The organism is Thermococcus pacificus, assembly GCF_002214485.1.
GTDB lineage: Archaea > Methanobacteriota_B > Thermococci > Thermococcales > Thermococcaceae > Thermococcus > Thermococcus pacificus.
In genome coordinates this window covers 331,515-346,303 of record NZ_CP015102.1, presented here as the reverse complement: position 1 = coordinate 346,303, position 14,789 = coordinate 331,515, and the positions used below count along the sequence as shown (strand labels likewise).

Genomic DNA, 14,789 nt, shown 5'->3' with positions numbered 1-14,789 from the left:
TCCCGGATATGGGGCAATGAAAGAGGTGATATAGTGCGGGTTTGACTAGGGTAAATAAAAAGAACGGGGCAACAGAACCACTGCCAGTGGGACGTTGAAAGATGCAAAAACGGTGGGAGTCAATCATTTCCGGAGTCAATCATTTCCAGTGGAAACTGCGGGCTTGATGACTATCAGCCTAGCACCCTCCGGGATCGCCTCATCCAGCGAAGGATTGAGGACGGGTTGGTCTGTGTAGTAGCCCAGCAGGAAACAGCCGCAATCAGACCGGAGTTTCCGCAGGGCCTCCACGTAGCTCATCCCCCAGAGGTCCCGTTTCAAAATAACCGAGATGTCGTAGCGGCCAAGGGCGGTCGTGAGGTCGTCGATAACGTCAACCACCTCTGGCTCGAAGATCGAGCTCGCGAGAAGCCTACCTGCAAAGCTCCTGCTGAGTATCACCCTGTCTGCCCCAGCCTGCCGGAGAAGCTCAACGCTCTCCGCCTTGAGGGCCTCGACGAGAACCTTGGCGCTGGACATGCGCTTTATCATCAGAGTTGCGAACACGGACTTAGAGTCATCCTCAAGGGCGAGGATAACATGTGATGCATCCTTTACGTGGGCGCGTTCCAGCGTCTCCTGGTTGGTCGGGTCGCCCACGAGAACCTCCACTTCCTCTGGAAGCTCTACCTTCTTGCGCTCCTCCTCGCTCGGAAAGACGACCACTATCGGCCTTGGCTCGGCGTCTCCACTGGAAATCGCCAGAAGGAGCTCGTTCACGCAGCTCTCGATGCTACTGCCCTGCCCGATCACAACATAGTGGCCGGAGTATTTAACGCGGTGCATTCCCATCATCCTCCTAAGCGATGAAGATATGAAGTATTCGGCAAGAACAGAAACGAGGGCGGTGAAGGTGGAGATGCCCGCCACGGCCGCCACCATTGCCACGGCCCGCCCAGCTCCTGTTTGGGGGGTTATGTCGCCATAGCCTATCGTTGCCATGGTGATTATGGCCCAGTAAAAAGCAGTGTAAAAGTCTACACCCTCAAAGTGCGCAAAGAGAATGGCAAACCCGAGGGCCAGCAGCAGAACGGCGAGGGCTATTTGAACCAGCCTGTTTCTCCGGACTTTAATCCTGACCCGGAGCAACCTCCAGACGATGGGTATGGGTATCATGTTCAGGAGTACCCCCAGGATATTTAAAAACCTATCACTGCTGCACACAGGGGGTCGCCAATGACACAGTTTTTCCAGTGGAAACAAAGGTCTTTTCAGATGGCCATCTGAAAGACCCCCCAGAGTTTCATTTCCACTGGAGCCGGGTTTCGGAGATGGACGGCTCATACAGGAGGAAAAAATAGAAAGCGAGGTTTATAAGGTAGATTACAAATGGAAAATCAACTGCTTTTAAGCCCCTTTGAGATTTTGTGGATTAATATTCATTTAAACCCTGTTTTAAAATAATTTTTGTGAACATTGTTCACAATAATCTATAAATATCAAGACTTGTAAAGAAAAAGGGAGAGTTTCACCAAAAACAACAAGGAAAGATGGAGTAGCCAAAACCCGCTTCCACTGGAAATGAAACTCCCTGGGGGTACACTTGTGTTAACGTTTTTTGAATTGTGAAACTAAAATGTTTTCCTAAAATGCACTATAATGGTCAGTACTGTTCGGATTTTCATGTCCATTAATGTTCATTCTCCTTTCAGTGGAAATGCCCTAACGTATTCATCAGCTCATTTATATTTGTAAAATTCCGATGTCCGTTAATATCCATCGAACCCGTCAGTTTCCTGTGGAGGCAGCCGGTTTCGCTTGAACATGATCACTGTCCACTGTGATTTCCTGTGCAAAGTTAATTAACCCTGACGCGTACTTGGCATGGTGATTCCTATGGATGATGTAGAGGCCAAAGTCCTCGAGTGGCTTAAGAATGGAAACGACACCGCCCAGGATATAGTGGATCTCCCGTGGGCCCTACAGGAGGTTCAGCCGAACACGTATTTGGCGGAACATCCGCGAATGCCTTTCTCATTGATGGTGGTGTTCTCTGAGGGCTTCGTTCATTTGATAGTGCCCCTTGGACTGGACACATTCTCCATGTCGAACAATGAGAAGCTCAAGGTTTACCACACCCTCCTGCGCCTCAACGACCAGGTCAACATGATGAAATTCACCCTCTCTGGCATGAATGACGAGGTTTACCTTCGCGTGGACCTGGATAAGAAGACGCTTGGAAAGGAAGAGTTCAACGATGCACTCACGGCACTTTTGATAGGTCTTCTGTCCTCCGTATCCGCTCTGGGCCTGGAGGAAGCGTTCGAGCAGGAAGTTTTCGATCGCATCGTGGGGATGGTGGTTGAAAGGATGCAGAATGGTGCGAGCAGGGAAGAGCTGATGAGGTTCCTGACCATCAAAGTTGGCATGAGCGTTGAAGACGCCACTGCTCTTCTCGAGGAGGTGTTCAAGGCGAAGCGCTCGATGGAAGGTTCTGGGGATGACGTGGGGTACTTCTAATTTCTAAAGTCTAATCTCTAATTTTCATCCCCTCCCCGCTGATATCTATTGGAATGTGGCGGGGTCGTTTGACTCTCCTTGTCCGGGTTTCCTGGCGGGAGTTTTGAGCTTGAATGGGCTTATTGGCTCGGATTTTCCTTGGTTATCCACTTAACGTTCTCCATCCTTTTTTACATCCCTCTGTTCAACAAGGCATATAAACCCCTGACCTCGATTATCTATGCTTTCCTCTGTATCCGGTGCTTCCAGTGGAGGCTATGTAAAAACTACAAAGTATTGTGATTTAAATTGGATATTAGTCGAAATATTGGTTTGATACCTGTAAAATCGTCTGCAAATATCCTCACTGCAGGATGTGCTCCAGTAATTGAGTAGGGTTTCCAGTGGAGCAGGGTGGTAGTTATGGATGACAATTACCTGGATTCAATCTTCGAGAAGTACCTTCACGCTAAGAAGATCTTTAAGAACAAGGAGGTTCTTAGACACAGTTATACTCCTAAGGAACTGCCCCACAGGCGCGAGCAGATAGAGGAGCTCGCCCATATCCTCGTCCCAGTTCTGCGTGGTGAAACTCCTTCGAACGTGTTCGTTTACGGGAAAACCGGCACAGGAAAGACAGTTACCATAAAGTTCGTTACCGAAGAGCTCAAGAAAATCTCTCATAAGTATGAGATTCCCGTTGATGTCATCTATATCAACTGTGAGATAGTGGATACACAGTATCGAGTCTTAGCTAACATCGTCAATTACTTCAAGCATGAGAGCGGGGTCGAGGTTCCCCTAGTGGGATGGCCCACTGACGAAGTTTACGCCAAGCTCAAGGAGGTGATAGATGCCAGGGAGCGCTTCGTCATAATAGTCCTCGACGAGATAGACAAGCTCATCAAAAAGAGCGGCGATGACATCCTCTACTCTCTCACGAGGATAAACACTGAGCTGAGCCTCGCCAAGGTCAGCATAATCGGCATATCAAACGACCTCAAGTTTAAGGAGTACCTCGATGCGCGCGTTCTCTCCAGTTTAAGCGAGGAAGAGGTCGTCTTCCCGCCTTACGACGCCAACCAGCTCCGTGACATCCTCATGCAGCGTGCCAAGGATGCCTTTAACGAGGGTGTCCTCGACGAGGGCGTCGTCCCCCTCTGTGCCGCCCTCGCTGCCAGGGAGCACGGCGACGCGAGGCGCGCTTTAGACTTGCTACGCGTCGCCGGCGAGATTGCCGAGCGTGAGGGGGCCAGCAAGGTAACTGAGAGGCACGTCTGGAAGGCCCAGGAGAAGATAGAGCAGGACACCATGGAGGAGGTCATAAAGACGCTCCCGCTACATTCAAAGGTTCTCCTCTACGCGATAGTCCTGCTTGATGAGAACGGCGAGCTTCCCGCCAACACCGGCGACGTTTATTCGGTTTACAAGTCCCTCTGCGACCACATTGATCTGGAGCCCCTCACCCAGAGGCGCGTCAGCGACCTCATCAACGAGCTCGACATGCTCGGCATCATCAACGCTAAGGTCGTCAGCAAAGGGCGCTATGGAAGAACCAAGGAGATTCGCCTGAACGTAACACCTTATAAGGTCAAGAACATATACCGCCATGATCCCCAGCTCCAGACCGTGCTCACAATAAGTATGTCCCGCCAGAGGAGGCTGCTCTAATGGGGCTCGTTGAGGATTTGCTCGCCAACCGTTATCTAATAACACCCTCAGCTTACTATCTTCTCTCCGATTACTACAAAAAGGACTTCACGCTCGCCGAGCTGATAAAGTTCGCCAAGACCCGGGGGACCTTCGTTATAGACTCGTCGATGGCCGAGGAGTTCCTCAGGGGGAAGGGTATACTTTCCTCCGGAGTTCCACTCGAAGTGAGTGCTTACGAGCCCGGCGATTCTGGGGAGGAACTCTCTGAGGAACTGCCCTCTGAAGGTGAAGAAAGCACATATATGTCCCATGTTGATGTTTCCGCCCCTGTTCCGCCAGATGTCGGCGAAACGCCGGTTCTGGAGCCTCAATCGGAGTCACGTGATAAAACCTCTATTTCCACTGGAACTGCCCCCGAAAGCGCCGCTGTGGTGGCTTCTTCTAATAATTTGGAGGAAGAAACTCCCGACTTTTCTGAGGGGGGGAGTTTTGTTTCCACTGGAACCATTGAGGCGGAGGCACCCACAGAGCCGTCTCCTGACGAAACTGCCCCCAATAGGGACATGACGATGGAGGCGGCTGGCGAAACCCTTCCAGTGGAAAGTGAGGGATATGCGGAAGAAGCGTCGGAAGACGTCGGCGGGCTTGAATCTACCGCCTTTGAGCAGTCCACACCCGAACCGGAATCCCCGTCCGAGATTCCAGTAACTGAAGCCACCGTGGAAAACGGCAATGGGTATTCCAACGGGAACGGCAACGGCTACGCCGACGACGAGGAGTACTACGAGAACGGCAACGGGGTGAAGCCGAAGATAATCTACGGCGACTATGGGATTCCGATAGCTTACGCCGCTGAGGAAGTTCCTGAGGAGGAAAAGAACTACTCGGTCTACAGCGACGTCGTAATAGTCCCCAAGGAGGGCTTCCATTACAGGGCGAAGGAGATACCGGACGAGTGGGAAATAGCTTTTGACGTCAAGAACGTCAAATTCGAGGTTCCCAAGGTCAAGAGCGCGGCCAGCAAAGAAGGTGAGATTATAATCAAGGTCTACTCCGACTACTTCAGGAGCAGGCTCAGGAAGATGAGGCGTATTCTGCGCGAGAACCCCGAGCTGGGGAGTGTCATAGACATAGGGAAGCTGAGCTACGTCCGCGGCGAGGACGAGGTTACGATAATCGGCCTCATCAACAACAAGCGCGAGACTGCCAAGGGCTACATGTTTGAGGTCGAGGACAACACGGGGGTAATCAAGGTTTTCATAAACCGGAACAACTCCGAGAGTAAGAAGTTCTTCCAGATAATGCCCGACGCTGTGGTCGCCTTCCGCGGTCGCTACTCAGGCAGGGGCATATTCTTCGCCGACAAGATTTTCCTCCCCGATGTTCCGAAGTTCAAGCGCACGAAGCCCCCTCTTGAGGAGAAGGTTTACGCCGTTCTCCTCAGCGACATCCACGTGGGCAGCAACAAGTTCTGCGAGAGGGCCTTCGAGAAGTTCCTCGAGTGGCTCAACGGAGAGGTCAACAACAGGAAAGAAGAAGAGCTGGTGAGCAGGATAAAGTATATGATACTCGCCGGCGACGTCGTTGACGGAATTGGCATCTACCCCGGCCAGTACAATGAGCTGGAAATCCCCGACATCTTCGACCAGTACGAGGCCCTCTACAACCTGCTCAGGAACGTCCCGGACCACATAACGATGTTCATCGGCCCCGGAAACCACGACGCGGCCAGGACGGCCCTTCCTCAGCCAGGTTTCTACGACGAGTATGCCCGGCCACTCAAGAAGCTCAAGAACGCGGTCATGATAAGCAATCCCGCCGTCGTGAGGCTCCACGGCAGGGACTTCCTCATCACCCATGGGCGTGGAATAGAAGACGTCGTCAGCTTCATCCCCAACAGGAGCCACCACAGGCCAGCCGAGGCGATGCTCGACCTCCTCAAGCTCCGCCACCTGGCACCGACCTTCGGCGAGAAGGTTCCGATTGCACCTGACCCTGAGGATACGCTTGTCATAGAGTCCGTTCCGGACCTTTTCCAGGCCGGTCACGTCCACGTTATGGAATATAGGATGTACAACGGTGTCTTCCTGATAAACAGCGGCACCTGGCAGGCCCAGACCGAGTTCCAGAAGATGGTGAACATAGTCCCTACCCCGGCGAGGGTTCCGATAATAGACGTTGAGACCGCCCGCCTGAGGGCGGTTGTGAGCTTCGACCAGTTCTGCGAGGGTGTGTGAAATGTCCGAGGAGCTTTACTCACCCGAGATGAAGGCTTACTTCGAATCACTCCAGCGCGAGATAGACCGGGCATATGAGATAGCGAGAAAAGCGAGGGCCCAGGGCAAGGACCCCAGCCTTGAGGTTGAGGTTCCTCAAGCGACCGACATGGCCGGCCGTGTAGAGAGCCTTGTGGGGCCTAAGGGGGTCGCTCCCAGGATACGAGAGCTTGTCAAGGAGTACGGCAAGGAGATCGCCTCGCTCAAGATAGTCGACGAGATAATCGACGGGAAGTTCGGTGACCTTGGGAGCAAGGAGAAATACGCCGAGCAGGCCGTCAGAACTGCCCTCGCGATCCTCACGGAGGGTATAGTTTCCGCCCCGCTTGAGGGTATCGCCGATGTTAAAATCAAGCGCAACACCTGGGCCGACAACAGCGAGTACCTGGCGCTCTACTACGCCGGGCCGATAAGAAGCTCTGGTGGAACCGCCCAAGCGTTGAGCGTCCTCGTCGGTGACTACGTGAGGAAGAAGCTCGGCCTCGACCGCTTCAAGCCGAGCGAGGAGCACATAGAGCGTATGGTTGAAGAGGTCGACCTCTACCACCGCGCTGTTACAAGGCTGCAGTATCATCCCGAGGCCGATGAGGTCAGGCTCGCCATGAAGAACATCCCCATCGAGATAACCGGTGAGGAAACGGATAAGGTTGAGGTCTCCCACAGGAACGTCCCCGGCGTTGAGACAAACCACATCCGCGGCGGAGCTATTCTCGTCATGGCCGAAGGAGTTCTCCAGAAGGCCAAGAAGCTCATCAAGTATATCGACAAGATGGGCATCGACGGCTGGGATTGGATAAAGGAGTTCGTTGAGGCGAAAGAGAAGGGTAACTCCACCGAGGAAAAGCCCTCCGACGGTTCCAAGGCCGAGGAGGCCGGCAGGGATGAGGTTAGAGAGGAGGTCAAGAAAGGCTTCTACTACGAGCTTTACGAGCGCTTTAAGGCCAACATCGCACCCAACAAGAAGTATACCAAAGAGATAATCGGCGGCAGGCCCCTCTTCGCCGAGCCTTCCACCAACGGCGGCTTCCGCCTTCGCTATGGCCGCTCCCGCGTCAGCGGCTTCGCGACGTGGAGCGTCAATCCTGCAACCATGCTGATCCTGGATGAGTTCATAGCGATTGGAACGCAGATGAAGACGGAACGGCCGGGTAAGGGCTGTATAGTCACTCCTGCGACAACCGTTGAAGGGCCGATTGTTAAGCTCAAAAACGGTGCTGTGGTTAAAGTTGACGACTACGAGACGGCATTGAAGGTGAGGAACGAGATCGATGAGATTCTATACGTTGGCGATGCTCTGGTTAACTTCGGCGACTTCGTCGAGAACAACCAGACCCTTCTGCCGGCCAACTACGTTGAGGAGTGGTGGGTTCAGGAGCTCGTTAAAGCCATAGCCGACACCTACGAGGTCGAACTTAAACCCTTTGAGGAGAACCCGTGGGAGGCCGTTGAGGAGGCCGCAGAATACATCGAAGTCGACCCGGAATTCCTTGGAGAACTCCTCCATGACCCGCTCCGCGTTAGGCCAGACGTTGAGACCGCCATACACCTTTCAAAGGTCCTTGACATACCGTTCCACCCATACTACACCCTCTACTGGAACACTCTCAGACCTGAAGAAGTCGAAGAGCTTCAAAAAGCCCTTTTGAACGCTCAAATCGAGTGGGACGAGTTCAGAAAGAACAAGTTCGCGAGGAAAGTCATCCTCGACAACGACCCCAGGATCAAGCGCTACCTCGAGCTTTTGGGTCTCCCGCACAGGCTTGAGCGTACCGAAGACCGGAAAAAGGTCATCGTAATCGACTACCCCTGGGCCGCGGCCCTGCTTACCCCGCTCGGCAACCTCGAATGGGAGTTCAGGGCAAAGCCCTTCTTTACCGTCATCGACATAATCAACGAAAACAACCGGATAAAGCTCAGGGATAGGGGAATAAGCTGGATCGGTGCCAGAATGGGCAGGCCGGAGAAGGCCAAGGAGAGGAAGATGAAGCCGCCGGTTCAGGTGCTCTTCCCGATAGGCCTCGCCGGAGGCTCAAGCAGGGACATAAAGAAGGCCGCCGAAGAGGGGAAGGTGGCGAGCGTCGAGATAGCCTTCTTCAAGTGCCCCAACTGCGGCCATATCGGTCCGGAGCACCTCTGTCCCCGCTGCGGAACGCGGAAGGAACTCCTCTGGCACTGCCCCAAGTGCAACGTTGACTACACCCAGAGCGAGGCCGAGAACTTCGACTTCCGCTGTCCGAAATGCGGCGCCGAGCTTTCCCCTTACGCGAGGAGGACGATAAAGCCCTCCGAACTCCTGAGACAGGCGATGGATAACGTCAAGGTCTATGGCATCGACAAACTCAAGGGCGTCCAGGGTATGACCTCCGGTTACAAGATGGCCGAACCCTTAGAGAAGGGCCTCCTCAGGGTGAAGAATGACGTCTACGTGTTCAAAGACGGTACAATCCGCTTCGATGCCACAGACGCGCCGATAACCCACTTTAAGCCCAAGGAAATAGGCACGAGCGTTGAGAAGCTCCGCGAACTCGGTTACACCCATGACTTCGAGGGGAAGCCTCTCGAGAGGGACGACCAGATACTGGAACTCAAAGTCCAGGACGTTATCCTCCCCTACGAGGCTGGAAGATACCTTCTCAAGGTGGCGCGCTTCATAGACGACCTCCTTGAGAAGTTCTACGGTCTTCCGCGCTTCTACAACGCCGAGAAGATGGAGGATTTAGTGGGCCACCTCGTCATAGGCCTCGCCCCACACACCTCCGCTGGAATCATCGGCAGGATAATCGGATTCTCTGACGTTTTGGTAGGCTATGCCCATCCGTATTATCATGCGGCAAAAAGACGCAACTGTGACGGGGATGAAGACGCCGTCATGCTCCTCCTCGATGCTCTGCTCAACTTTAGCAAGTACTATCTGCCCGAGAAGCGCGGCGGCAAGATGGATGCTCCCCTCGTCGTTACCACTCGGCTTGACCCGCGCGAGGTTGACAGCGAGGTCCACAACATGGACGTCGTCCGCTACTATCCCCTTGAATTCTATCAAGCCACCTATGAGATGAAGTCGCCGAAGTCGATAAAGTTCATAGAGCGCGTCGAGGACAGGCTTGGAAAGCCTGAGATGTACGAGGGCATAAAGTTCACCCATGACACCGATGACATCGGCCTGGGTCCAAAAATGAGCCTGTACAAACAGCTCGGCGACATGGAGGAGAAGGTGGAGAGGCAGCTGACCTTGGCTGAGCGCATTCGCGCGGTGGACGAGCACCACGTCGCCGAGACGATAATCAACTCCCACCTCGTCCCTGACCTGAGGGGCAACCTTAGGAGCTTCACAAGGCAGGAGTTCCGCTGTGTGAAGTGCAACACCAAGTACAGGAGGCCGCCTTTAACCGGAAAGTGCCCCAAGTGCGGCGGCAAGATAGTTCTAACGGTCAGCAAGGGTGCAATAGAAAAGTATCTGCCAACGGCCAAGATGCTCGTTACCAGGTACAACGTCCTCGACTACACGAGGCAGAGGATATGCATAACGGAGAAGGACATAAAGACGCTCTTTGAGAACGTCTTTCCGGAGAGGCAGAGGACGCTGATGGGCTTTTCCGCGGACGTCTGTGAGAAGATGGTGAAGGAGCGTACTGGCAAATCCAACGGAAAGAACGGCTACCTCGACGAGCTTAAAGCTAACGGGAAGGGCAAGCGGAAGGGGGGAAAGAAAGAGAAAAAGACTCTGGAGCCTAAGGAGAAGGAAGCCAAGAAGGGCCCCAAGCGCTCTGAGAAGAAGATAAAGCCTGCCACGGGGCTTGAAAAGGCGGCCCTCAAGAGGTACCTTGTTGAGGAGAAGGGGAAGGAGAAAGAGCAAAATGTGAAGCCCCGGAAGAAAAAGAAGGGCATAAGCCTCGACGACTTCTTCGGTTCCTGACTTGGTTTCTAGTTTCTTCCGTTAACCATATATATGATAATACCGCTCTATTTCCGGTGGAAATGCAGGGGTTTAAACTCCTCCCCAGCGTTGCTTATCTCCGCGTCCAGAGGCAGGCGTTCGTCGGCTACTCTATGCCTCTCGCGGGCTGGGTAGGTGAGTACCTGATAAACTACGGGAAGCTTCCGAGGCCCAACTTCCTTTCCAGGGCCATGGGGAAGCTGGGCTTTTCTTTGGCCGGGGAGGAGCGCGACGAGCGCTACGTGACCCAGTTCTTCACCAAGGGGTCGGTCTCCATAAGTGCCAGCTGGGACATGGAGAAGGAGAACCTCTTCCTCCAGCTCATACCCCTCCGCTCCAGGCTGTCCCGCGGTTTGACGGTCAGGACGGAGTACCTGGAGTTCTACGACCAATACGTGGTCTCTATTGAGCCAACAAACAAGCTCCCGCCCGGGATCAGGGGGATCGGAATAAACGCCCTGATTCTTGAGGATTTCTACCCGGTTGAGACTCCCTACTGGGGCATGCTCCACGAGGACTGGGAGAGCGAGCTCAACCTGGTCGTCATGAGGGACGAAGTCTACGATAAGCTGGAGCGTGAGGAGTACCGCTGTCCAGTCTGCTTCTCGCCGCTGAGCGAGGAGAAGGGTATTCTAAAGTGCACACACTGCGGCTTCACATACACCCCAGAGCACGACTTCGAGAGGGTCATGGAGGAGTTTACTGTGGAGGAGTTTGCGTTTTAGCGGGCTTTGCGAAGGCAAAGTTTCTTTCCGCGGAGTGAACCCCGCACGGGGATTTGAGAGTACAAAAAACTTTTCTGGCGAAAAGTTTCATCAAGGTTTGTGGTTCCCTCTTAGATTGCTGGTTTTGGGAGGATCTCATTTAAGTACGCTGGAGTGAATCTTGAATTCCAATTGTTAGCTCGCGTTTTAACGAGGGTTCGATTTTAATTGATGCCCGGAGAGCGTCAAAGGGGAGGAACTCTTTGAAAAAGGACCAATCGATGGAATTCAAATCCAAAACAGCTTTTAAAAAGGAATTTACTTGCACCTTGGCATCTCAAAAATGAACCACCAACCTTGATCAAACTTCGCGAAGGCGAAGTTTGTATGGTAGCCCCGCCGGGATTCGAACCCGGGTCGCGGGATCCAAAGTCCCGCATGCTTGGCCGCTACACCACGGGGCTGCCCGATAAAGATGCAAAGCTCAGACTTTATAAATTTTGAGCCTGCGGGAAGAAAAATGGTTGAAGAGGTTCAGATTATCAGCGACACCAAATCTCTTATGGCTTTCTCCGGGTCCTTCGCCTTCGTAACGCCGCTCGCGAGGAGAACTCCAACGCTTCCGAGCTCGAGGGCCTTCTTCACATCTTCACCTGTGCTTATTCCGGCCCCGGTGAGAACCTTCACTTCGGGGTTGGCCTTCCTGACCAGCTCCACCGTGTCGGTTATGACCTCTGGCTTGGCCTTGCTGACCGGAATTCCAGTTCCTATCAGCTCGGGCGGCTCGACGGCGACGTAATCAGGACCGAGGGCGGCAACGGCGGCGCTGACAGCCGGGTTGTTGGAGCAGACCATAGTCATGAGTCCAACTTCCTCAGCACGCCTTATGCTCGCCTCGAGGTCCGCCAAAACCATCCTTCTCTCAGAGTGGTTGAGGAGGGTTCCAATGGCACCGGCTTCCTTAACGGCTTCGGGCAGGACGTGCCCGGTGTGGCTTCCGGGCTTTATCGGGTCGATGTGCTGGGCGAAGACCGGGATTTCGACGCTCTCCGCTATCATCCTAAGGTCTGCCAGCTGCGGGGCGACGACTATGGTTATCCCCGTCTCCTTCCAGACCTTTTCAGCGGCCTTGGCTATCGCCAGCGCCCTCTCGCCGGTGGCCTCTATGTAGGTCTTGAAGTTTATCGCTATAATCGGCTCCTTAAGCTTCTCCATGGGTATCACCGGAAGTGTTACGCTCTTTTCCCTTAAACGTCTTTCGGGGAGTTTCGTTTCCACTGGAGAGGGGCCTCCCGAAGGGGTCTATCAGGCCGGCCCTTATGAGTGAGGAGCTTATCTTTGCCCCGATAGAGCTCTTCACGAGGCCTATTGTAACGATATCGAGAGGTTTAAGCCCGTTCTCCTCCCTGGCGCGGTTGACGACCAGGGCGCCCTTGTAGGTCTCCTCGCTGACGACTATTGCCTCAAGGCTTTTCATCCTGTCGGCGAACCCTATCGAGGTGTGTATCTTGATGACGCGGTAGTTCGAGTAACCGTTGACCTCGAAGAACTTGATTAAATCCCTAAGGCGGAGTTCATAGGGGAGGATTTTCTCGGCGTAGGGCTTGCTCCTTATCATCTCGTCGGAGGTTAGCCCAATGTAGACGTACTCCCCCACCTCGAATGCCTTCCTCAGTAAAGCCTTGTGGCCGAGGTGGAGCCTGTCAAAGGTGCCCCCAACGACCACTTTCCTGTACTTCTTCCTCATGCCTTTTATTTGGTTCATAAAACCAATAAGCTTTTTTGTTCACCGGCCAACTTGGTAGGGGTGGTGGAATGAGCTTAGACTCGTTTTTCTATCCGGAGAGCGTGGCAGTCTTCGGCTCCTTTAAGGAGGGGGCTATAGCCTACGAAATCCTGAGGAACATCGTGGAGGGCGGCTTTGAGGGGTGGATAATCCCGGTCAACCCGAAGGGCGGAACCGTTGAGGTCGCTGGAAGAACCTTTGAAATCCGCCAAAAGCTGGAAGAACCCGTTGACGTCGCGATAATAGCGGTTCCGGCTAAGATTGTTCCGGCTTTAATAGACGAGATAGGGCCGCTCATTAAGGGCGCCGTTGTCATAAGCGCGGGCTTTTCTGAGGTTGGAAACGTTGAGCTGGAGCGCGAGCTCGTTGAAAAGGCTAAAAAGCACGGCATTAGAATCATAGGCCCCAACTGCGCCGGTATCTTCGGCGTCCACGGGAAGTTCTTCGGCTCCTTCGAGGTTCGCGTGAAGCCTGGTGGCTTAGCACTAATCAGCCAGAGCGGGGCCTTCGGAGGTGCCGCTTTGGCGATGGGAAACGATGAAGGAATAGGCTTCTCAGCCTTCGTTTCCTATGGAAACGCCGCTGACCTGAACGAGAGCGACTTCCTTGAGTACTTTGCTGACGACGAGAACACAAAGGCGATAGCCCTCTACATCGAGGGCGTTAAGGACGGGAGGCGCTTCCTCAAGGCCCTCCGCTACGCGGCAAACAAAAAGCCCGTCATAGTCCTCAAGGCCGGAAAGAGCGCGAGCGGTGCCAAAGCCGCTGCAAGTCACACAGGCTCCCTGGCTGGAAGCTATGAAATCTACCGCGCGGCCTTCAAGCAGGCCGGCGCTATAGAGGTCGAGGAGATGGAGGAGCTCTTCGATGCCGCCAAAGCCTTCGAGATGTATCCAAAAGCAGGGAAGAGGGTGGCAGTGATAACTAACTCCGGCGGGCCGGGCGTTCTGGCGACCGATAAACTGGAAAAGCTCGGCCTTGAGATTGCCAAGCTTAGCGAGGAAACTGTTCAAAAGCTCCGCTCCTTCCTGCCGCCCCAGTGCTCCGTCAAGAACCCCATAGACCTCATAGCAGATGCAGACTACGAAAGGTACAAGAGAACCGTCGAGACGGTTTGCAGGGATGAAAACGTTGACTCGCTCCTCGTAATCTGCGTGCCGCCGATATTCATCCCGAGCGAGGAGATAGCCAAGGCAGTAATCGAAGCCGACTGTAACAAGCCGGTCATCGTCAACTTTATGGCCGGGGAGCTGGTCCGCGATGGAGTTGGGCTTTTGGAAAGGCACGGCGTTAAGAACTTCCCGACTCCAGAGAGGGCGGCGAGGGCCTTGAAGTGGCTTTCCCAGAGGTGACTCAAGCTTTTTATGTGTGAGTTCTTGTTCAGTGTTTAGGGGTGGTGGGCGTGAAATCGTACAGGCTCATGTATCCAATGAGAACATACCTGATAGTGTCCGGAAGAGGAGAGGAAGCCAACGTGATGGCCGCGGACTGGGTAACGGTGGTCTCGGCAAGGCCGTTCATGGTGGGCGTTGCCATAGCCCCCCAGAGGCACACCTGGAAGCTCGTCAAAAAATACGGGGAGTTCGTGGTCAGCGTTCCGGGCCTTGAGATGCTGGACGATGTGTGGGTTGCCGGGACAAAACACGGGCCGGAGAAGCTGAAAGAGACCTCTATAACCCTGGTTCCCTCAAAGTCCATTGAAACGCCGAGCATAAAAGAGGCCCTGGCGAACCTGGAGTGCCGGGTCGTTGACGAGAGGGACTACGGCGACCACACGTGGTTCGTTGGAGAGGTAGTGGATGGCTCCTACAGTGAGACGGCCTTTCCCAACGGCAGGCCGAACCTTGAGGCGAACTTCCTGGCCCACGCCTCGTGGGTTGACTTTGTAACGTTTGAGAAGAGGATTTATCGGCCTGGGAAAGCGAACTCCCGATAAGGCAACCTCTTCTTCCAGCGGC

At 54.0% G+C, this 14,789-nt stretch carries 10 protein-coding genes and 1 tRNA gene; 7 read left to right on the top strand and 4 right to left on the bottom strand.

Translation table 11 applies throughout. The features are described from left to right. Positions 1-135: 135 nt before the first annotated feature. Positions 136-1,155 (bottom strand): potassium channel family protein, encoded by a 1,020-nt coding sequence (locus A3L08_RS02040; RefSeq protein ID WP_088853455.1) that lies wholly within the window; start codon positions 1,153-1,155, stop codon positions 136-138. A 720-nt stretch (positions 1,156-1,875) separates the two neighbouring features. Here A3L08_RS02040 and A3L08_RS02035 point away from each other — a divergent pair. The 5 genes from A3L08_RS02035 to A3L08_RS02015 all read left to right on the top strand — a co-directional run bounded on the left by A3L08_RS02035 (position 1,876) and on the right by A3L08_RS02015 (position 11,066). After that, complete coding sequence (locus A3L08_RS02035) at positions 1,876-2,499, top strand: DNA-binding protein (protein WP_088853454.1); 624 nt, start codon at positions 1,876-1,878, stop codon at positions 2,497-2,499. Positions 2,500-2,901: 402 nt separating this feature from the next. Next, positions 2,902-4,149: an ORC1-type DNA replication protein gene (locus A3L08_RS02030; RefSeq protein WP_088853453.1), complete on the top strand. Its 1,248-nt coding sequence runs from the start codon at positions 2,902-2,904 to the stop codon at positions 4,147-4,149. Further along, positions 4,149-6,368, top strand: a complete 2,220-nt coding sequence (locus tag A3L08_RS02025; RefSeq protein WP_088853452.1) for a DNA-directed DNA polymerase II small subunit — start codon at positions 4,149-4,151, stop codon at positions 6,366-6,368. The genes A3L08_RS02030 and A3L08_RS02025 overlap by 1 nt, the downstream gene beginning before the upstream one ends. Before the next feature lies 1 nt (position 6,369). Further along, positions 6,370-10,320 carry a DNA-directed DNA polymerase II large subunit gene (locus tag A3L08_RS02020; RefSeq protein ID WP_088853451.1) on the top strand — a complete coding sequence of 1,317 codons (3,951 nt, stop codon included), beginning with the start codon at positions 6,370-6,372 and terminating at the stop codon, positions 10,318-10,320. A gap of 62 nt (positions 10,321-10,382) precedes the next feature. Continuing rightward, positions 10,383-11,066, top strand: coding sequence for an eL43 family ribosomal protein (locus A3L08_RS02015; protein ID WP_088853450.1), 684 nt, complete (start codon positions 10,383-10,385; stop codon positions 11,064-11,066). A gap of 367 nt (positions 11,067-11,433) precedes the next feature. Here A3L08_RS02015 and A3L08_RS02010 read toward each other — a convergent pair. From A3L08_RS02010 to coaD, 3 genes are all read right to left on the bottom strand, one after another. Next, positions 11,434-11,509, bottom strand: a tRNA-Gln gene (locus A3L08_RS02010). A gap of 70 nt (positions 11,510-11,579) precedes the next feature. Then, a complete protein-coding gene (gene tpiA / locus A3L08_RS02005; RefSeq protein WP_088853449.1) occupies positions 11,580-12,260 on the bottom strand; it encodes a triose-phosphate isomerase in 681 nt (226 codons plus the stop codon). Continuing rightward, positions 12,247-12,792, bottom strand: coding sequence for a phosphopantetheine adenylyltransferase (gene coaD / locus A3L08_RS02000; RefSeq protein WP_088854862.1), 546 nt, complete (start codon positions 12,790-12,792; stop codon positions 12,247-12,249). The genes tpiA and coaD overlap by 14 nt, the downstream gene beginning before the upstream one ends. Before the next feature lie 68 nt (positions 12,793-12,860). Between coaD and A3L08_RS01995 the strand changes: the two genes are divergently transcribed. Together A3L08_RS01995 and A3L08_RS01990 are read left to right on the top strand one after the other, a co-directional pair. Further along, the gene (locus A3L08_RS01995) at positions 12,861-14,183 is read left to right on the top strand and encodes an acetate--CoA ligase family protein (RefSeq protein ID WP_088853448.1); all 1,323 of its coding nucleotides are present in this window, start codon (positions 12,861-12,863) and stop codon (positions 14,181-14,183) included. Positions 14,184-14,233: 50 nt separating this feature from the next. Then, the gene (locus A3L08_RS01990) at positions 14,234-14,767 is read left to right on the top strand and encodes a flavin reductase family protein (RefSeq protein WP_088853447.1); all 534 of its coding nucleotides are present in this window, start codon (positions 14,234-14,236) and stop codon (positions 14,765-14,767) included. Positions 14,768-14,789 lie beyond the last annotated feature (22 nt).

Coding starts and splice junctions, on each gene's coding strand:
- coaD (WP_088854862.1), bottom strand. CDS start 12,792: ATGAGGAAGAAGTACAGGAAAGTGGTCGTTGGGGGCACCTTTGACAGG.
- A3L08_RS02015 (WP_088853450.1), top strand. CDS start 10,383: ATGCAGGGGTTTAAACTCCTCCCCAGCGTTGCTTATCTCCGCGTCCAG.
- A3L08_RS02025 (WP_088853452.1), top strand. CDS start 4,149: ATGGGGCTCGTTGAGGATTTGCTCGCCAACCGTTATCTAATAACACCC.
- A3L08_RS02040 (WP_088853455.1), bottom strand. CDS start 1,155: ATGATACCCATACCCATCGTCTGGAGGTTGCTCCGGGTCAGGATTAAA.
- A3L08_RS01995 (WP_088853448.1), top strand. CDS start 12,861: ATGAGCTTAGACTCGTTTTTCTATCCGGAGAGCGTGGCAGTCTTCGGC.
- A3L08_RS02035 (WP_088853454.1), top strand. CDS start 1,876: ATGGATGATGTAGAGGCCAAAGTCCTCGAGTGGCTTAAGAATGGAAAC.
- tpiA (WP_088853449.1), bottom strand. CDS start 12,260: ATGGAGAAGCTTAAGGAGCCGATTATAGCGATAAACTTCAAGACCTAC.
- A3L08_RS02030 (WP_088853453.1), top strand. CDS start 2,902: ATGGATGACAATTACCTGGATTCAATCTTCGAGAAGTACCTTCACGCT.
- A3L08_RS02020 (WP_088853451.1), top strand. CDS start 6,370: ATGTCCGAGGAGCTTTACTCACCCGAGATGAAGGCTTACTTCGAATCA.